Genomic DNA, 19,703 nt, shown 5'->3' with positions numbered 1-19,703 from the left:
CTTCCTTCTTATATACTTACTCGCCGCTGGATCTTTGGAGTCGATCGCGAATGCCTGATAGTTGCGATTGGCTGCTGACGGGCGATCGAGGTTGGGGCATTTCGGTATCGGGCCAGTTCGGTAAGTCGTTACAGGGACAGAACTCCGGGGGCATTCCGGTTTGTTTGAACACTACGGGCATAGCGCAGCGCGCGCAGGGACTGATTTCCCAAGCTGGCGTCAGCAGTTGGGCAATTGTTTCGTTTGTGCCTTCGAGGTAACAGTCTCCGCTGTCGCGGGAGATGATTTTTTGCCAGCAGTCTTCAAATTCCTGGCTGTAGCGATCGCCCGCATTTACCGATTTGGGCTCCAGCGCTTCGGAACCGTTGCGAATTAATACTTTTTTGCCTAACTGAAACCAGTAAGCAATATATTTTCTTACTTCACTATCTGATGCCATAACTTTTAGTCAACCCTTCAACTAATTGATTATTTTAGACTTTGAATTTGAAATCACCACTCTTTCTTAAGAGACATTTTATCTTTTACATAATTTCAAAATTCGGCTATTCCTCATGTCTAATTGTTGGGCTTCCCCCCTAGGGATTAGGTTTTTTTACTAATTTATATGACTCTTGATTTTTCAATCTTAGTTAAAATCATAGCTGATTTTTAGTTAAAATTGTCGTTCGGGAAACCGATATTTTTTCTCTCTTGTCGATCGCGACTCTGGCTGTTAATTTTTCGCTACAGGCGGCAGTGGCGTACCCAAAGCGGTGAGATTCAAGGCGTAACCTCCGGTGGCGAGATAAACAGTATCGGCGATCGCCCCGATGTGGCGCACGAGAGTGCCGAGGCGATCGCGAAACAGCCGCCCCGCCGGATAAGCAGGCACAACACCCCATCCGGTTTCTTCCCCTACCAAAATTACATCAGCCGCCGCCGACTTCAAACAGGCGAGCAAATCTTGCTGCGTAGTCGCCCAAACAGCCGCTTCTTGTTCCAAAAGATTCGCCGTCCAAGTTCCCAGAGAATCAATCAACAAGCAATCTGAGGGCTTGCTGGCTTGCACAACTGCTGACAAGTCGATCGGCACTTCTAGAGTTTTCCAATCAACCCGACGGCGATTTCGGTGCTGTTCGAGGCGACGAATCCACTCCAAATCAGCTTCATCAACCTGACCGGTAGCCACATAAATTACTTGTTTTCCCGAACCCGCCGCCAGAGTTTCGGCCCATTCACTTTTGCCACTTCGGGCCGGCCCAGTTACTAAGATTAATTGTCTAGATGTGGTGGGTTCTGAGTTACTCATTAGTCAGTCGATTTTAGATTTTAGATTTTAGATTTTAGATTTACTCCACAACAAATGATTTTGGGAGATTGAAGTTTGGTTAAAATTTTTGGGCTGCTCGCGACTAATGTTGCGGGCTTGTCTCCCTTCTTTGGGCGGGGTAACATACAAAGGATTAAACATAATTCCCAATTGCCAATTCCCAATTAGCAATTACCAATTATGATTTAAACGGCTAACTACCAAATGCTTTTTAAGCGATAATAGCATTGATGAGACAAGATCAGAGTAAGTCGATCGAGAACCCCCGTATTTCCCAAGCTGTTATTTATGCCAGATCGTCCTCAGATATCAGCGATTATTTGCACCCACAATCGCGCCGCCTATTTAGGTGGGGCGATCGACAGCTTGCTGGTACAGGATTTTCCCGACAACTTTGAAGTAGTAGTAGTGGATAACGCTTCTAGCGATTATGCAAGCCCCGAAAGTTCGACTTCGCGCACCCGCGAGGTGGTAGAAGCAAGACAGGGCGATCGGCGCCTCAAGTACGTCTGGGAGCCGGAAATCGGTCTGTCAGTAGCCCGGAACACCGGCGCAAAGGAAGCTGGCAGTGAAATATTAGCTTATCTCGACGACGACGCTATTGCTGAGCCCAATTGGCTCAGGGTGCTGCACGCGGCTTATCAAAGCAATCAAAAACTCGCCGTAGCTGGTGGCAAAGTAAATTTGCTCTGGCCTTCGGGAGTCAGCCCGCCCGAATGGCTGTCACCGGGATTGGCCCAGAACTTGGGATCATACGATTTAGGCGATACTTACCTATACGTGACTGCTGCCGGTTTGACTCCCAGGGGAGTAAACTACTCAATCCGGCGCGCTTTTCTCGAACAAATTGGCGGCTTCGATGTCAAACTCGGTAGAGTCGGCACAAAATTGCTGTCAAATGAAGAGTTGCGGGCCACAGAATTAGCTTTAGAGTTAGGTTGGCAAGTAGTTTATCTACCGGAGGCCCTGGTGCTTCACCATGTCGCGACAGAAAGGCTCAACAAAGCTTGGTTTCTAGAGCGCGGGTGGTGGCAAGGCATCAGCGAGTGTTATCGCGAACAATTGTCCGATCGAGCCGGTATTGCTCAGCTTGGGTGGGGGGGTGAAAGAATCTTGAGGGGTGTCTGGAAGTCTTTTAAATATATTAGAGATCCAGGGCTGCGCTTTGAAAATTTCGTTTTTGCCTGGGGTCAAATCGGTTATTTGATCGCAGCCATCCGCGGCCTGATTTTTGCACCGAAATCGACCAGCAGGCATTAGGCTATAGGCAATATCCCTCGCTGCTCAAGTCGTCGGCCCTGCTGTGCCGATCGCACTTCATCCACAAAAAACTCGACCGCATTCAGGTTCAAGCACTCGATTATGACATCTAGTTCATCCAAGATTCCGGTTTCAGTTCTCATTCCGGCAAAAGACGAAGAACTTAATCTACCAGCGTGTCTGGCCAGCATTGCTAGGGCGGATGAAGTTTTCATGGTTGATTCCCAAAGCAGCGATCGCACCGTAGAAATTGCCATCAGCACCGGCGCCAAAGTAGTGCAATTCTACTTCGACAACCGCTGGCCGAAAAAGAAAAATTGGTCATTGGACAATCTGCCCTTTCGCAACGAATGGGTATTAATTGTCGATTGCGACGAGCGCATTCCCCCGGAACTTTGGGACGAAATCGCGCAGGCGATCGAAGACCCCAATTTTGACGGCTACTACCTCAACCGCAAAGTCTTCTTTTTAGGTCAGTGGCTGCGTTACGGCGGCCGATATCCCGACTGGAATTTGCGTTTGTTCAAGCATCAAAAAGGACGTTACGAAAATCTCGGCACTGAATCCGTCCCCAATACTGGCGACAACGAAGTTCACGAACACGTAATTTTAGCCGGTCAAGTCGGCTACTTAAAAAATGACATGATCCACGAGGATTATCGCGATTTATTTCACTGGATAGAACGGCATAACCGCTATTCTAATTGGGAAGCTCGCGTTTATTACAATATTATTGAAGGCCGCGACGACAGCGGCACTATTGGCGCTCACCTATTTGGAGATGCAGTGCAGCGGAAGCGATTTCTCAAAAAAGTTTGGGTGCGGCTGCCTTTTAAACCAATGCTCAGATTTATTTTATTTTACTTCATTCAGCTCGGCTTTTTGGATGGCAAAGCTGGCTATATTTATGCAAGGTTATTGAGTCAATATGAGTATCAAATTAATGCAAAACTTTACGAGTTGCGTTGTTGTGGCGGTCAGTTAAATGTGGCAGAACCTGAGCCTACTCTGTCGCCGCCAGTAGTTATCACTCAGGAGACCGAAGTTAAATTGCCTTAATATTTTGGAAGCATGGGGGAATTGGGAATTAGGAAAGCCAGCCCATAGCGAGTGGCTTGAGACATTTTCATTTAATAAGTTCTTCGAGGGATGGAAAAAGCAATTTTTCTGCGCTCACTTTTTCGCAATCACAAGGCTGTTGACTGGCGGATATTGCTGATACTTTTCCCAGCAGCAATTGGATGCTTTCTATTAGCAATGGTAGAGTTAATAAAATAATTGATGCAGAGACTAGCAAGCTAATTAAGCCGTCAGCCCAATTCCAGTGCAGCCACGCTACGGCGATCGCAGCTAAAATTACTCCAACCGATGAAAAAATGTCGGCGACTGCGTGCAGAAAGGCGCTTTTGAGATTTAAGTCACCGTGACAGCAGGAATGCAAGCAACAAGCATTGATCGAGTTGATGCTTAAACCGACTATGGCGGTAATTAACATCGGGAGTCCTTCTACTTCGGGTGTTGGGGACTGCAAACGGGCGATCGACTCTGCGGCAATCCAAAGGGCGATCGCTACTAAACTGATACTATTAATTAAAGCAGCAATGATTTCTCCTCGTTCAGGAATTGGCGATTGTGCGATCGCACAATCCACCGATTTACTTCTTTTTCGTGACGAGTACCAAGTCGCTGTCAAAGTTATTGCTAAAGCTGCTACATCTGAAAAAACGTGACCCGCATCTGCTAATAGGGACAAACTATGAGAATTAAGTGCGGCGATTAACTCTGCTACAAAAAAGCTGCTAAGCAGTACCAATGCTGTTTGTAAAAGTCGCACTTTGCCAATTCTGGGATTTGTCTTCTCGCATTGTGCGATATCCTTGGCGTTTTTCGAGTCAAAATTGTCCCTAACTAGAAATGTCATGCAGCAGTCCTTAAGGTTAAACTCGATTTTAAATTAAACATTAAATTAACTATCAATGACCGATTATATACCAAATCCCCACCAAGATCCGGAAAATTCGATCGCAAATTCCCCAAATTCTCAAATAAACGATCGTCCAATTAGCGACAATCACGCAAATACTTTGACAGGCGAATCTTTGGTTGATTTGCGGCTGTACGACCAATCAAAGTTTGATCGAGGAAAGCCTACTTGGCTAATTTTAGTTTGGTGGTTGGTGCAGGCGATCGCCTTTCCTCTCACTCCACACCCTTTTAATCGCATCAGAAGCGGCTTGCTGCGGTTATTTGGAGCGAAAATAGGTCGGGGTGTGATCATTCGTCCCACGGCTCGTTTTACCTATCCTTGGAAAATTGCCATCGGCGATTACAGTTGGATCGGAGATGATGTTGTATTGTACAGTCTGGATCGAATTGCGATCGGCAAACACTGCGTCATTTCTCAAAAAAGCTACCTCTGCACCGGCACTCATGACCCTCAAGACCCCGCCTTTGGCTTAATAACAGCACCTGCGATCATTAATAACGGCGTTTGGATTGCCGCCGACTGCTTCATTGGCCCTGGTGTCGAAATCGGTGCTAACGCTTTAATCGGAGCTCGCAGCAGCGTCTTTAAAAATATGCCTGCAGGCTTTATTTGCACAGGAACACCTTGTCGTCCCCGCTGTCAGCGAGAAATTAACCAAAGTTCGTAAGGATCGCGAATTAAATAACTTACAATTTTAATTGTTATTGTGGGATGGGCGTCCCGCCCGTCCACTCATGACGGGCGGGACGCCCATCCCACTTTCAAGAGTGGAAGTTATTTAATTCTCATTCCTAAGAGACATTGTACCAGGAAACTAAGCAGCTTTACAAGCTTGCTGCCGAATAGGAATTTCAATGACGAATTCTATTCCCTTTCCTAATCCAGGCTGGCAGTATAATCTGCCCCCATGCTTTTCAACGATAATTTGGTAACTGATAGATAACCCCAACCCAGTTCCTTTACCGATAGGTTTCGTGGTAAAAAAAGGGTCAAATAGTTTCGGCTTTAAACTTTCGCAAACTCCCCGACCGTTGTCACTAATATGAATAGCCACCCAATTCTCATCAATTACTTTTGTAGCAATTTGAATGCGGTTCTTGTGTTGTTTCACTTCTGCAAAAGAACGCTGCTGATTCGATTCCTCTAAAGCATCAATGGCATTGGAAATAATATTCATAAACACTTGATTTAATTGTCCGGCATGACATTCTACTGGTGGAAGCTGACCGTACTTTTTTATTAATTCAATCTCAGGATGCTCTGGTTTTGCTTTTAAACGATGATGCAGGATGGTGAGTGTACTATCAATTCCTTCATGAATATTTACAGATTTCACCTCTGCCTCATCTAGGCGAGAAAAGATTCGCATAGACTTAACAATCTCCTGGATGCGCTGCGTTCCTAAGTTGATTGAGTTAAGAACTTTGATAAAATCTTCCTCCACAAATTCCAGTTCTATTTCATCCATTGCTGCTTGAATCCGAGGGGTGGGATTTACATAATCTTCTTGATAGAGATGTATTATTTTTAGTAAGTTGTGAGCGTACTCTTGGGCATAACCCAGATTGCCAGAGATGAAATTTATAGGGTTGTTTATTTCATGAGCAATCCCAGCCGCCATTTGCCCTAATCCGGACATCTTCTCGCTTTGAATTAACTTAAGTTGCAGTTGTTTTAAATCTTCATAGGCTTGGCTCACTTCTAAAACTTTTTGCTCCAATAATGTATTATTTTCTTCTAACTTCTCAGTTAAAACATGAAGCTTTAAATGCAGCTTGACGCGAGCTAATACTTCCTCCTGTTGGAAAGGTTTGGTAATATAATCTACAGCCCCAAGCTTAAAACCCTCAACTTTATTAGCCGTATCCGAGAGCGCAGTCATAAATATAATGGGAATCTGTTTAGTTTCTGGATTAGCCTGTAATCGACGACAGGTTTCAAATCCATCAATTTCTGGCATCATGACATCTAGCAAGATTAGATCTGGGAGAGCATATTTGACTCGCTCTAGTGCCATCTTTCCAGATTTCGCGACCCGAACTTCAAATCCTTCCTGACTTAAGGCATCAGATAAGACACCCAAGTTGGCTGAATTGTCATCAACTATAAGGATTGTACCATTTGCTTGAATTTCTGAATTCATAAACCTTACTTGTAGGACTGAATAAACGTTAAAATCTCTTCGTCTTGAAAGTCTTTTGCCATTTGATGCAATCTTTTAGCAAAGGGAATGTATTGGGGATCTATTTGTTCCAGTAATACCGCCTGCTTAACTATTTCTAGGAAATTTCCCTTCATAGCCAGTTCGTATAGCATTTCCATTTGTGTAGCAGGCGGGGGAATTAGCTCATCGGTGTCTGATGCGATCGCCTGTGGATCTTCATTAGCTTCATAAACCCATTCCAAATCCAGATACTGTTGTAATTTTTGCAGGAGCTCTGTTGCCTGAATAGGTTTGGGAATAAAGGCATTACCTCCTGCTTCTAAACTTCTGTATTGATCGGTTTCAAATACGCTGGCAGAAGAGACAATAATAACGGTGTCTTTGAAATTTTCCGATTCTCGAACCCGCTTAATCACCTCGAAGCCATCGAGTTCGGGCATTAATAAATCGGTAACAATTAAATCTGGCTGCACTTCTAGAATTTTTTCCCAGCCTTCCTGCCCATCGTTCGCTTCAGACACCTCAAAGCCGAGCGGACTGAGCAAATTGCTAATGACCGAACGGTTAGCCCATTTGTCATCAATAACCACAATCTTAGGTTGGCGGTGTTTGATGCCGATAATCTGCCCGCGATGGTCGATTTGAGATGTTTTAACCCATTCATCGGCTTGAGATAGATTGACATCAAACCAGAAAATACTGCCAACATTAATCTCACTTTGAACTTGAATGGTACTGCCCATTAGTTCTACAATCCTTTGGCTAATTGCCAGTCCCAATCCCGTGCCTTCCGTCTGCCGTCTGCGATCGCCTACCTGCTCGAAGGGCTGAAAGATAGCTTGGAGTTGATCCTGTGCAATGCCGGTACCTGTATCGCGTATTTCAAAGCGAATTTTTTCTTCTGTGGCAAAACTGACTATAAAAGTAACACTGCCCTCATCCGTAAATTTAATAGCGTTGCTTAAAAGATTAATTAAGACTTGTCGCAAGCGTTTTTCATCCGCACGAATCCCGATCGGCAGTTCGGGGCTTGATGGAAAATGAAAGTGAATTCCCTTTAGTTCAGCTCGGATACGACACATTTCTGCGACACCTTGCAGGAACGCCGGGAAATGAAAATCCGTGGGCATTAGTTCCACTTTCTGTGCTTCAATCTTCGACAAGTCGAGAATATCATTGATTAAGGTCAGTAAATGGGAACCGCACTGATAAATAACATCAATGCGCGATCGCTCTTCTTCATTCAAGACTTTGGAACGCTGAAGAATCTGCGCGTAGCCCATGATGCCATTAAGCGGAGTCCGCAATTCATGGCTCATGTTAGCAAGGAATTCACTTTTTGCCCGACTAGCTGCTTCTGCGGCTTCCCTGGCTTTTGCCATTACGAATTCCGCTTGTTTGCGATCGTGGATATCGGTGCAAGTGCCAACCCACTCCCGGATGCTGCCATCTTCATTCAGAATTGGCACCCCTCTAACTTGAAAATAACGATAGTTTCCATCCGCTCCGCGGAGTTGATATTCTATGTCATACAGGCTTCTCGTTTGCACTGCTTCGAGCCAGACTTGATTGGTTCGTTCGGAATCGTCCGGGTGAATTGCATCTAACCAGCCAAAACCAATTACCTCAGCTTCGGTTTGTCCGGTGTAAGCTCTCCAACTCGGTAGATCCGGGCATCTTCCTTCAGCATCCGCTGTCCAGACAATTTGGGATGTGGCAACTATTAGCGATCGATAGCGTTCTTCGCTTTGTTTGATAGCATCTTCTGCTTGTTTGCGATCGCTAATGTCATTATTAATTTCGAGTTGGGCACAAGGCTTTCCTTCCCCATCGCGCTGTAATGTCCAGCGACTTGCCACAATAATCTGCCGACGATCGCTGGTGGTGTGCTGCACTTCTCCTTCCCAACTTCCCTGCTGGAAAAACTCTGCCCTTACGATTTCTAACGGTTTAGGAAAGGCTGTTTCCAAGCAGGTGTGAATGTACTCCCCGACTACTTGGGCTTTTGTCCAACCATAGAGCTTTTCTGCACCTTGGTTCCAGTATATGATGCGGTCATCCATATCCCGAATAATGATACCATCGCTGGCTAAGTCTAGTATTTCTAGGGTTTGACGGAGTGTTTGCTCGACTTTTTTGCGATCGCTAATATCTCGTGTTGTGGCGATGATGCCCAGGATATTACCCTTAGCATCCCGCCAAGGAGCTTTTGTAGTAAAAAAAGTCCCGGTGGTCTCACCATGAAAGACATCTTCCTCGTAACTCTCAGTGATTCCTGCTGCCATGAGTTGGCGATCTTTTGCCATAATTGCACGGGCCGTGTCAGGCGGCAGTAATTCCAAATCATCTTTGCCGATGATTTCCTCAATGGGCTTGCCTATGAAGTTTGCCAAATTGGAGTTAAGGGCAACATGACGACCTTCCCGATCTTTAACGACAATGAAGTCTGGTGTACTTTCCAAAATAGATTTGAGCAGTGCATTACGATCGCGCAACTCTGCTTCCATTTGTTTGCGATCGTTAATGTTTCGTGCTATGGCGATCAGGCCGATAATATTGCCCTGAGCGTCCCGCCAAGGGGCTTTTGTGGTTAAAAAAGAAGTATTCTCTTTACCATTGAAAACCTCTTCTTCGTAGCTTTCAGTAAGGCCTGCTTCCATGATCTGGCGGTCTTTTGCCATTATTGCAACGGCGGCAGCCGGAGGAAGGAGTTCCGAATCATCTTTACCGATAATTTCCTCAATGGGTCTACCGTAAAAGGATTTTGCGACCTCGGAATTAAGGGCAACATATCGGCCTTCCCGGTCTTTAACCACAATTATGTCTGGCGTACTTTCCAAAATAGAGCTCAGCAAGACGTTGCGATCGCGCAGCGCAGCTTGCTGTTGGCGCAGAGCTTCTTCTGCTTGCTTGCGATCGGTAATATCTGTATTAGCTCCAATCCATTCCCGAATTGAACCATCCGCGTTCAGAATTGGTACACCACGACAACTCATGTACCGATATACCCCGTCATGACGGCGCATACGAAATTCAACTTCATAGAGCGATCGATTAGCAACAGCAGTTGACCAGGCAGTGGCAATAGACGAGCGATCGTCTGGATGGATAGCGTTGAGCCCACCCCCTCCCTTGTAATCATCAAATGTCTGTCCTGTAAATGCACATAAAGTAGGTTGCTCGCTGGCCAATTCGCCCTCAGCATTAGCGATCCAAATAATTTGAGCGGTAGCTTCGATCAAAGAACGAAATCTTTCTTCACTTTGTTTCAGGACATCTTCTGCGATTTTGCGATCGCGAATATCCCGCGTAATAGTGGCAATTCCTATGGGTTCATTAGTCTCTGGATCTTTGATCAAAAATAGGGTGTAATCTACCGCGATGGGTTCACCTGTCACGAAATGTCTGAAGCGGAAATCACTCCGCCAACTTCCCTCTTGCATTATTGCAGGCATAATAAACTGCTGTACAAAGTCCAAATCTTCTGCCATGAAAAAGTCGTTCATGTGTTTGGTTTTGGCTTCGTCCAAACTGCTGAGTCCCACCAAATCCAGACCAGCCTGATTCACTAGCATCGGGCGACCATCCATTGAGGCAACGCCAATAAAGTCACGGCTGTTCTCGATCGTTGTAGCGAGCAATTGCCGTTCTTCCTCTGCTTTTTTGCGATCGCGAATATCCCGCGCAATAGTGGAGATAAACTCGACTTCACCCGCTGCGGTTTTGTGAACGATCAAAACCTGGGAGACTGGAATTTCTTCCCCATCGCATGACAAAAACAGAGTTTCACCAGTCCACCGGCCCTCTCGCAAGGCGGTGGGAATTACTTCGTTGTGGAATTTTGCCGTTGCTGAGGGAGCTAACACAGAATCTATACTAAACGAAGCTCGTGCTTCCTCTGGGGACATCCCCAGCATTTCCTGTCCGGCTTTGTTGAGATAGACGCTATGCCCTGTCGTATCAGAAACTCCTACTAAGTCGGAAGTTGCTTCCAAAATGGCCGTCAGTCGTGCCTGCTTTTGTTCTGCCCGCTTGCGATCGGTAATTTCAATCACAAGGGCACCAACACCAAAAACCAGGTCATTTTCATCCCGCAAAGGATAGTAAGATGCTTGCCAGTAGCGCAGGAGGCCCGGTTGTCTCGGAGTTTCACCCACTACTTCATAGTCGAGAATTGGCTTGCCCGTATCCAGAATTTCTTGCAAAATTGGTCCCAGATTCGCAGCCAATTCTGGCAGCACTTCACACAGCGACCTACCAATATGATCTGCCACACAAATGCCATTGATCTCGGCCATAGCTTCGTTAATTTGGACGTACCGGAGTTGGCGGTCTAAAATCATCAGTCCGGCATTCGCAGCAGCAAAAAAAGCCTCGAAGTGAGCCTGTCGCAATACCTCTGCTGTTGTGCTCTCTTGCTGTGGCGGTTGGGTTTTCTCTGGTGGGAATTTGCTCATGTTGGCTCGTGCATTTCAGCTTTTATTCTAGAACTTCTGTCCAATTGTGCGATCGCAAGGTTTTCGTTGCCTCCAATTTGGGTACTGAATAAAACGTTCAGTAGCGCGACTATTAGGCTTTCAATCTGCGAGATATGTATCCCTTGCGACACTATGTTTTTTAATTATTCGGATGTATCGCCAAGTATTTCTATTTCTCATCAATTCTATTGCTAATCAATCCTATCGGTAGAACATTGATGACAACTTAACCTAGGGAAGCATTTGTCAATCAGTAATTATGCTCAGCCTTTACTCAGGTTTTGGGTGGACAACTTTGATTTGGGCGATCGAGCAATCATGTCTCGCGCCATATTTATGTCCACCTACCCTCAAATCGCCAATTTTCCACTCCTAAACAAGCAATATTTTAAGTAAAATTACGGATTGACAAATGCGATTAAGTTATATTTCGTCCCCCATATCGGTAGAATGCCAAGTATTCTTGAAACGTTATCAATTTTAGCTAGATCCGTTAAATTTTTACTTAGATAATACATAAAACGGACGCAACTGGCAGAGTAATAGCAATATCTCTCCCACCAGTTAAAGTCATTGTAATACTTGGATATTTGACTTGTCCACTTAAAGAGTCATTGAATAATCCCTGCTTAACTTGATAACGGGACTTCAAAAAAAAATAGTGGAGAGTATGATAAACTCGAATCGAGTTAATATTCACTAAAGTTACTAGAGCGCTTTAATAATAGATGAGTCGGCTCTCAGAACGCGAAAAAGTGGCACACTAACCCCAGGCCTGCGAAGACCAAGTATCCGAAAAATTGGCAATAGGGATAACTGCGTAGTATGAGGAACAACATCTCTATGTAACGACTTAAGTTTTTTTACCATAAAAATAGGTTAAAATTTATGATAACGAGTTCAGTATTTGATTTTTACATTGGGTACTGAGGACTTTATTTTTTACTCCTCTCCTTAAAAATGACCACACAAAAAACCTTATTCCCGGAATTTAAATTGAATACAATACCAGAAGAAGTGTTGACACAGATATCGCAAATATTTACAGCTACCCTATTTAAAATAGGTGACAATCCAGTATCCCTGCAGTCACTGGTAGAACTAATAGTGTTGTTTATGGCTATCCTTGTCATAGCACGCTCATTTACGAATTTCCTGAAGGAACGCTTGCTAGTCAGACTGGGAATTGACGAGGGAAACAGGGAAGCCATCGCAGTAATTATTGGGTATTTAATAGTAGCTTTAGGAGTAATAGTCGCCATCCAAAGCATCGGCTTCAACCTCGCTTCTTTTGCAGTAGTTGCGGGGGGATTGGGAGTCGGAATTGGCTTCGGAATCCAAGATTTAACAACTAATTTTGTCAGCGGCTTAACGCTGCTTTTAGACAGGCCGGTTAAAGTCGGAGACTTTGTGGAATTAGAAGGATTAATGGGAATCGTCAAAAAAATCTCGATTCGATCGACCATCATCCAAACTACTGAAGACTCTAGCGTCATTGTTCCCAACAGCAAAATGATTAGCAACAAAATTGTTAACTGGAGTTACGAAAATTCCCTACTCTGTCTGCGAGTTCCCGTAGAAGTAGCCGAGAATAGTAACCCCCTGTTAGTGACAGAAACTCTGTTAAATATTGCTTACGCAGAAGCTGGAGTATTGTACGAACCGAATCCGAAAGTATTGTTTGTCGAGTTTGGTGATGATAGTTTTAAATTTGAACTTTTAGTTTGGACGGACAAGCCGACTGAAAGAGAAATAATTAAAAGTTCTTTGAATTTTGCAATTGAATACAATTTCCGCCAGCATAAAATCGAATTTCCGTTCAATGACCGTGAAATTTATTTGCAAAATCCCGAAGTTCTGTTGTCCATGTTTAACAAAAAAGAAACTGCAATTGACCTCCCGAACAGTTACTCAGAAAATGAGCAAAAACCGCCTATTTTTGCAGAGAAACTGAAAAAGCCATCGTCGCTTAGCTGTTTGCTACGAGAGGTGGAATACTTTGAAAACCTGACTGACCTTGAATTGCGGCAATTGATTGAAGTTGGATACCGGAAACGGCTGCGATCGCAAGAATATTTGTTTCACGAAAACGACCCCGGAGATGCTTTTTACATGATTCTTTCAGGTTCAGTCGAAGTTTTTGTAGCAGCTATTGACAAACATCTGAATAACCTCGGTAGTGGTCAGTTTCTCGGTGAACTTTCTTTAATGTTGGGAATCCCCAGAACTGCTTCGGTAAGAGCTTTGGAAGAAACAATTTTGTTTGCCATCAATAAAGAAGGTTTCCAGAAAGTTTTAACTGAACGACCGGATTTATCTGAACAGATTATTAAAGAAATAGTCAAACACAAAGAAGAACTCAGCGAGAGACAGCAATTATTGCGAGAAATGGAATTGGTAGATGCAGCAGAAGAGGATGAAAATCCTGTAGAATGGGTGAGAAAACGGCTAAAAGATATATTTACTGTTTGAAATAATTTCTATGACGCGATTTATTCACGATCTCTTTGCCAAAGAATACCTGGAGGAATTGCTGTCACCGCTCGGAACGGTTAATATCGGCCGCGATGTGGCTTCTGAAGTCCGATAAATCGATGTTTACTTCACTTTCTTCAATCTAAAATCTAAAATCTAAAATCTAAAATCGATCGATGCCCACAGCATCGAAAGCATTGGTAGATAGCTTTAATGCGATACCAGACACAGAGAATTGGATGCAGGGAATTTATTTCTTGGGGGAATCTTTGCGGACTGCAATTGTGGCGATTCACCAGTTGCCCGAAACTCCAGAAACTCTGTGGTTGAGGATTTTGGGCAAAGGGGGAGTGCAGCAAAGGGCTATTTCCCAATTAAGCGCTTTAGCAACAGACGATCCGTTGCGGATTATCGCGCTAGAATTGCTGTATCGGTTACAATCAAATTTATTGACATCCTCCCCGCCGTAAACGGTCGGGGATTCTAAACATCACTGTTTAGGCTTCCTCTTTCCACGACTCGACTTACATTGAGGAGTTGCCTCACCAATGCAGCGGTCGATGTCTCCAGAGGCGTTTAACGTTTCCGTGTGCCCCACGGTACGAAGTCCTAACTCAAGTATGTTGATTGCGGCATTCCAGTCACGTAAGAGTACAACACCGCAATGTTGGCAGCGGTGCGTTCTTTGACTCAAAGACTTTTTGACGATTTCCCCACAGTTAGAACAATTTTGCGAAGTGTAGTGCGGTGGTACAGCAACTGTTACCACTCCAAACACTTTGCCGAAATATTCCAACCATTGACGGAAAGCAGACCATGCAGCATCCGAAATAGATTTAGCTAGCTTTCTATTTTTGACCATATTTCGCACCTGCAAATCTTCGTAGGCAACCAAGTCGCTAGACTGGATTACGCATCTTGCCAATTTCACGGCAAAATCTTTACGTTGTCTACTTACTTTGAGGTGTTTTCTACTTAATCGGTTTCTTGCTTTGGCTTTATTTTTGGAGCCTTTTTTTGTTCTCGAAAGACGCCGATTCAGTCGTTTGAGAGCTTTCTCGGACTTTCTCAGATGACGCGGGTTTTCAATTGTTTGACCGTCTGAATCTGTGTAGAAGTGAGTCAAACCAACGTCCAAACCTAGTGTTTTACCAGTTGGCGTTCTCTTTTCTAGTCGTTCTTGGTCGATCAAAAACTGAACGTAGTAACCGTCGGCTCTACGAACAACACGCACGCGCTTAAGCTGCTTTAATTGGTAGAAGTGCAAGTCGCGAGTTCCCCACAACTTAAAACTTCCGGCTTCAAACCCATCAGTGAAAGTGATAGTACGTCTATCATCCGACAACTTATAGCCTGTTGTTTTATATTCAACAGAGTCGTGCGTCTGATGTTTTTTAAAACGCGGGAAGCCCTTTTTCCCTGGTGTGCTTTTTTTGCAGTTGTCGTAGAACCGCGCAATTGCAGACCAAGCTCTTTCGGCAGAAGCCTGACGCGCTTGAGAGTTGAGTTTAGCAGCCCAAGGAAATTCTTTGGCTAGGACAGCGCAGTAGGCGCTTAACTCGTACTTGCCGATTCCCAAGTTGTCGAGCCAGTATCTCAGACAGCTATTGCGAACGAAGCGAGCGGTGCGGATGGCTTCGTCTAGCCTCTCGTACTGTTGCTTCGTCCCCTCAAGTTTTGCCTCAAATACCAACATAGTTACGCTTGTCGTGTCAGCGTAAGTATAACACAGAAAGCCGTCCTACAAGGACGGGGCTTTAAACCCAATTATTTTAGTAACCGATGCGCCACAAGTATTAGAGCCAGAAGAGCGGGAGTTAATTATGGCCATTGCACCACTTTTTCAACAACAAATACAAGCAGCACAGCAACAAGCTAGAGAACAAGGACTAGAACAAGGACTAGAACAAGGACTAGAACAAGGCCGACAAGAACAACAGCGCTTAATATTAGGAATGAGAATTAAATAACTTGCATTTTTTGTAGGTTGGGTTTCGTTCCTCAACCCAACCTACGAAGTTATTTAATCGACGATCCTTAGAAAACTTTCTGCGAGTTAGATTTGGAGAATTAAGTCCAAAAATGGCACTTTTTCTATCTCCAATATCCAAGTTGGCGGCGGCGGAATTTACAGTGCTGTTGCTGGCAATATCGATGTTAACAGTCGATGAATCTGGGCGGGAATCAGCAGTGAAATTGTTGGCTGAAAGTGTCTTGCAAATACGATCGCCTGAATTGGGCGATCTTCTGCCTGCTGCAGTTACTAATTTATTGGCATTGCCTGTGGCAGAATTGACATTGTTTGTAGAACAACTGCCGCAGTTATCGGCGGAGGAATTGAGGGAAAGGTTAGGAAAAACACCTGACTAAAACCTGCGATCGCAGCCATAAAGGGATCTCGCTCTTTATGGCATTTAAATGATTCTCGAAAAAAAATCCTAGATTTTGTCGCACTTAGGAATTGGACTCCGGCCCTAAAATCAAATGCAGCAGACCATCGATCAGTCGATCGCGCTCCATTGGGATAATCTCTTTACCGTGCATCATATGCTGCATTAACTGAAAATATACCAAAGATCCGATAAAAATTCGCGCCGTTGCCTCCGGATCGGGCAATTTTAACTCTGGATGCGATGCCAAATATTCCGCTAGCCGCTCGATACCCGGTTTAGCTAAGTTTCTCACAAAAGTCTGCGCGAGCTGGGGAAAACGCCCTGACTCCGCAATCACTAACCTCACAAAATTGAGATATTCTGGTTCCTGGGTCGCCTGATCCAATATAGTTGTGGCAGCGAATCGCAGCGCTACGGCAGGTTCTTCATCCAGCACTGTAAAATGGACTTTTTTTCGCGCCAGTCGCTGTACCAAAGCCGCAAACAATCCCTCTTTATCTTGAAAATAGCTGTAAACCGTGGCTTTGGACACTCCCCCCGTCTTCGCTACCTTGTCCATACTCGTGCCCGCGTAGCCGTGGGCTAAAAATTCTTGCATCGCACCTTGCAGGATTTGCTCGCTCTTGTCACCTCCTGCTGCGTCTGGTTCGATCGGTTTTGTCCTTGCCATACCTTGCTTCTGTAATTTTTATTTGGGAGCTTGACATTATTATGCTGAACGGTTTAGTATTAGGAGACATCGTAACTAAACCGTTTAGTTTTATTTTCTCACAAAGAGGTATGTCATGGTACACCAACCAACAGCGGACGGCTTATCCTCAAATCCATCCCTAGTTAAAAAACTCCTAGTTGTGGCAGCAGTAGCAACCCTGGGGGCAGCGGGAACCACAGGCTACACGATCTGGCGATCGCGCATACCCGATCCGAACGCAGTAGCCGCAGCAGCAGCCGTCACAGCATCCCAATTAACAACAGTTACAGCCTTGGGACGACTCGAACCCAGAGGAGAAGTAATTAAAGTCTCCGCCTCCGGCGCGGCGGAAGGAAACCGGATCGATCGACTCTTAGTTAAAGAGGGAGACAGGGTGAAAACAGGTCAGGCGATCGCAATTTTGGATAGTCGCGATCGCCTGCAAGCCGCCCTCGACCAAGCTCAAGAACAAGTGCGCGTCGCCGAAGCAAACCTAGCAAAAGTCAAAGCTGGAGCCAAAAACGGCGAAATTCAAGCCCAGAAAGCGACTATTAGCCGTTTATCTGCCGATCGCAGCAACGAGATCGCAGCGCAACAGGCGATCGTCAGCCGCCTAGAAGTCGATCGCAGCACCGAAATCGCAGCGCAACAAGCCACAATTGCTCGCATCAGGGCCGAACAGCAAGGGGAAATTCAAACCCAAAAAGCCGCAATTGCCCGTCTACAAGCCGAACTCCGCAACGCCCAAAGCGAGGATCGGCGCTACTCCCAACTGTATAAACAGGGAGCAATTTCCGCCTCAACTAGCGACAGCAAAAGCCTCGCCGCCGAAACAACTCAACAGCAACTCAACGAAGGAAAGGCAAAACTAAATCAAATTCAGGAATCCCGCCAACAGCAAATTAACGAAGCCCAAGCCAAATTAAATCAAATTCAACAATCTCGCCAACAGCAAATTAACGAAGCCCAAGCCAAACTCAGCCAAGTTGAGCAATCTCGACAACAGCAGATTAATGAAGCCGTGGCAAATCTCGATCGCATCGCCGAAGTGCGTCCCGTTGACATAGCAGCCGCCGCCGCCGAAGTCAGTGCCGCCGCTTCAGCCGCCAAACAAGCCAAAGCCAATCTGGATCTAGCTTACATCCGTGCTCCCAGAGACGCCCAAGTCCTGAAAATTCATACGCATCCGGGGGAAAAAGTGGGAAACGACGGCATTGTCGAACTCGGACAAACTCGCGAGATGCTGGCTGTTGCGGAAATCTACGAAAGCGATGTGGACAAAGTACGCCTCGGACAAACCGCCAAAATTACTAGCGATGCTTTGACCGGCGAATTGCGGGGAACTGTCGAACATATTGGTTTGCAAGTGCAGCGGCAAAACATTGTTAACACCGATCCTTCTGCGAATATTGATAGTCGAATTGTGGAAGTAAAAGTGCGCTTAGATGAAGCTTCCAGCCAGAAAGTAGCGGGATTAACCAATTTGCAAGTCAAGGTGGCGATCGGGGAAATTAAGGATTAAGAATTTTTTAACCACAGAGAGCGCTGAGGACACAGAGGAAGAGAATAGAGAGATGAATCATTCTGACTTAATTATTAAAGATTAAGAATTGTTCCAACATCAGGTTGCTGTCTTTAATCCAAAATCCAAAATCTAAAATCTAAAATCCTATGATTGCACTAATCAAACCCTTAGAACAATTAAGACGCAGAACTTCCCTCGGATGGCTGCAACTGAGTCACGACAAAGGGCGAATGCTCGTTGCAGTAGCAGGAATTGCCTTTGCTGACGTTTTGATGTTCATGCAGTTGGGCTTTCAAAATGCGCTTTACACCAGCAATACGCGGCTGCACCAAAGCTTGCAAACAGACTTAGTTTTGATTCACCCCCAAGCGCGAAATTTGATTAATTTGTCTTCCTTCCCCAGGCGCCGATTGTATCAAGCAATGAACGTACCGGGCGTGAAATCAGCCGAACCGCTTTACGTGAAAATTGCTAACTGGAAAAATCCCGAAACTCGGCGCGAAACGTCGCTGATGGTGGTGGGTTTCAATCCGAATCGCCCTGCGTTTGCGCTTCCCGAAGTTAACCAAAATTTGAACGCGATTAAATTGCCGGATACCGTGTTGTTCGATCGAGCTTCTAGGGGAGATTACCAAGGGACGATCGCGCAAATCGATCGAGGAAAAGCTGTTAAAGCTGAGGTAGAGCGGCGCAGGATTAACGTCAGCGGTTTATTCACAGTTGGAGCATCTTTTGCCGCCGACGGTATTTTGATGACTAGCGATCAAAATTACCTGCGCCTGTTTGCGAGACAAAACGCCGCGAGTGTTAATGCCGGATTAATTCAACTGCAACCGGGTGCTGACCCCGTGGAAGTTCAACAAGTTTTAAAAGCATATTTGCCGCCGGATGTCAAGGTATTAACAAAACAAGAATTTATCGATTTTGAGAAAAACTATTGGGCTAAGAATACTGCGATCGGCTTTGTGTTTAATTTAGGCGTCGCGATGGGTTTTGTAGTTGGTGTCATTATTGTTTATCAAGTTCTCTCAACCGATGTCAGCGACCACATGGGAGAATACGCTACTTTCAAAGCGATGGGCTACCGCAATGTTTATTTACTGGGCATCGTTTTTGAACAAGCTCTAATTCTTTCTGTCCTCGGTTTTTTGCCAGGAGTAGGAGTTTCTTTCGGACTCTACTCTTTAACTCGCCAAGCTACAAATTTACCGCTTTATATGACGCTGATTAGAGCATTTATAGTATTACTTTTGAACGTGATTATGTGTACTATTTCGGGAGCAATTGCCACTCGCAAGCTGCAATCAGCAGATCCAGCAGATATGTTTTAAGGGAAAATGAAGAATATCATGTCCTCACGATTAACCATAATATTCCGGTCGGAGCGGGTTTTTGAGATGGTCAATTATTGGCCGGTA

17 protein-coding genes are annotated in these 19,703 nt (G+C 45.1%); 9 read left to right on the top strand and 8 right to left on the bottom strand.

The genetic code is table 11. The features are described 5' to 3' along the window. Positions 1-16: 16 nt before the first annotated feature. The gene (locus QUB39_RS00520) at positions 17-439 is read right to left on the bottom strand and encodes a hypothetical protein (protein WP_333055383.1); all 423 of its coding nucleotides are present in this window, start codon (positions 437-439) and stop codon (positions 17-19) included. A 276-nt stretch (positions 440-715) separates the two neighbouring features. Further along, positions 716-1,291, bottom strand: coding sequence for a bifunctional adenosylcobinamide kinase/adenosylcobinamide-phosphate guanylyltransferase (gene cobU, locus QUB39_RS00515; protein WP_333055385.1), 576 nt, complete (start codon positions 1,289-1,291; stop codon positions 716-718). 309 nt (positions 1,292-1,600) lie between these two features. Here cobU and QUB39_RS00510 point away from each other — a divergent pair, with 309 nt between their 5' ends. Continuing rightward, positions 1,601-2,572 (top strand): glycosyltransferase family 2 protein, encoded by a 972-nt coding sequence (locus QUB39_RS00510; protein WP_333055386.1) that lies wholly within the window; start codon positions 1,601-1,603, stop codon positions 2,570-2,572. On the opposite strand, the gene QUB39_RS00505 is transcribed toward QUB39_RS00510, so the two are convergent. Then, positions 2,569-2,787 (bottom strand): hypothetical protein, encoded by a 219-nt coding sequence (locus QUB39_RS00505; RefSeq protein ID WP_333055490.1) that lies wholly within the window; start codon positions 2,785-2,787, stop codon positions 2,569-2,571. The genes QUB39_RS00510 and QUB39_RS00505 overlap by 4 nt on opposite strands. On the opposite strand from QUB39_RS00505, the gene QUB39_RS00500 reads away from it, so the two are divergent. Continuing rightward, positions 2,696-3,631: a glycosyltransferase family 2 protein gene (locus tag QUB39_RS00500; RefSeq protein ID WP_333209095.1), complete on the top strand. Its 936-nt coding sequence runs from the start codon at positions 2,696-2,698 to the stop codon at positions 3,629-3,631. The two genes, QUB39_RS00505 and QUB39_RS00500, sit on opposite strands and share 92 nt — an antisense overlap. A gap of 67 nt (positions 3,632-3,698) precedes the next feature. Here QUB39_RS00500 and QUB39_RS00495 read toward each other — a convergent pair whose 3' ends face one another. Beyond that, positions 3,699-4,493 (bottom strand): cation diffusion facilitator family transporter, encoded by a 795-nt coding sequence (locus QUB39_RS00495; RefSeq protein WP_333055388.1) that lies wholly within the window; start codon positions 4,491-4,493, stop codon positions 3,699-3,701. A 55-nt stretch (positions 4,494-4,548) separates the two neighbouring features. Here QUB39_RS00495 and hpsU point away from each other — a divergent pair, with 55 nt between their 5' ends. Then, on the top strand, positions 4,549-5,226 hold the full coding sequence (gene hpsU, locus QUB39_RS00490) for a hormogonium polysaccharide biosynthesis acetyltransferase HpsU (protein WP_333055390.1): 678 nt from the start codon (positions 4,549-4,551) through the stop codon (positions 5,224-5,226). A 147-nt stretch (positions 5,227-5,373) separates the two neighbouring features. Here hpsU and QUB39_RS00485 read toward each other — a convergent pair whose 3' ends face one another. Both QUB39_RS00485 and QUB39_RS00480 read right to left on the bottom strand, forming a co-directional pair. Continuing rightward, on the bottom strand, positions 5,374-6,702 hold the full coding sequence (locus QUB39_RS00485) for a response regulator (RefSeq protein ID WP_333055391.1): 1,329 nt from the start codon (positions 6,700-6,702) through the stop codon (positions 5,374-5,376). Between the two features lie 5 nt (positions 6,703-6,707). Next, complete coding sequence (locus QUB39_RS00480) at positions 6,708-11,180, bottom strand: PAS domain S-box protein (protein ID WP_333484971.1); 4,473 nt, start codon at positions 11,178-11,180, stop codon at positions 6,708-6,710. Between the two features lie 981 nt (positions 11,181-12,161). Here QUB39_RS00480 and QUB39_RS00475 point away from each other — a divergent pair. Beyond that, positions 12,162-13,673, top strand: a complete 1,512-nt coding sequence (locus tag QUB39_RS00475) for a mechanosensitive ion channel domain-containing protein (protein WP_333209061.1) — start codon at positions 12,162-12,164, stop codon at positions 13,671-13,673. A 179-nt stretch (positions 13,674-13,852) separates the two neighbouring features. After that, complete coding sequence (locus QUB39_RS00470; protein WP_333055396.1) at positions 13,853-14,146, top strand: hypothetical protein; 294 nt, start codon at positions 13,853-13,855, stop codon at positions 14,144-14,146. A 20-nt stretch (positions 14,147-14,166) separates the two neighbouring features. Here the strand turns inward: QUB39_RS00470 and QUB39_RS00465 are convergent, their stop codons facing one another. Continuing rightward, complete coding sequence (locus QUB39_RS00465) at positions 14,167-15,372, bottom strand: transposase (RefSeq protein WP_333055397.1); 1,206 nt, start codon at positions 15,370-15,372, stop codon at positions 14,167-14,169. 127 nt (positions 15,373-15,499) lie between these two features. Here QUB39_RS00465 and QUB39_RS00460 point away from each other — a divergent pair, with 127 nt between their 5' ends. Continuing rightward, positions 15,500-15,646, top strand: coding sequence for a hypothetical protein (locus QUB39_RS00460; protein WP_333055399.1), 147 nt, complete (start codon positions 15,500-15,502; stop codon positions 15,644-15,646). A gap of 112 nt (positions 15,647-15,758) precedes the next feature. Next, the gene (locus tag QUB39_RS00455; RefSeq protein WP_333055401.1) at positions 15,759-16,046 is read left to right on the top strand and encodes a hypothetical protein; all 288 of its coding nucleotides are present in this window, start codon (positions 15,759-15,761) and stop codon (positions 16,044-16,046) included. Positions 16,047-16,130: 84 nt separating this feature from the next. Here the strand turns inward: QUB39_RS00455 and QUB39_RS00450 are convergent, their stop codons facing one another. Then, positions 16,131-16,739 carry a TetR/AcrR family transcriptional regulator gene (locus QUB39_RS00450; RefSeq protein ID WP_333484970.1) on the bottom strand — a complete coding sequence of 203 codons (609 nt, stop codon included), beginning with the start codon at positions 16,737-16,739 and terminating at the stop codon, positions 16,131-16,133. 115 nt (positions 16,740-16,854) lie between these two features. On the opposite strand from QUB39_RS00450, the gene QUB39_RS00445 reads away from it, so the two are divergent. Both QUB39_RS00445 and devC read left to right on the top strand, forming a co-directional pair. Beyond that, positions 16,855-18,282 carry an HlyD family efflux transporter periplasmic adaptor subunit gene (locus QUB39_RS00445; RefSeq protein ID WP_333374336.1) on the top strand — a complete coding sequence of 476 codons (1,428 nt, stop codon included), beginning with the start codon at positions 16,855-16,857 and terminating at the stop codon, positions 18,280-18,282. A gap of 149 nt (positions 18,283-18,431) precedes the next feature. Further along, entirely contained in the window at positions 18,432-19,616 is a 1,185-nt protein-coding gene (gene devC / locus QUB39_RS00440) for an ABC transporter permease DevC (RefSeq protein WP_333484969.1), read from the top strand. Positions 19,617-19,703 lie beyond the last annotated feature (87 nt).

This window comes from Microcoleus sp. AT8-B5, from assembly GCF_036705565.1.
Lineage (GTDB): Bacteria > Cyanobacteriota > Cyanobacteriia > Cyanobacteriales > Microcoleaceae > Microcoleus.
The sequence above is the reverse complement of the archived record's forward strand: the minus strand, read 5'-3'. Positions and strand labels throughout refer to the sequence as shown.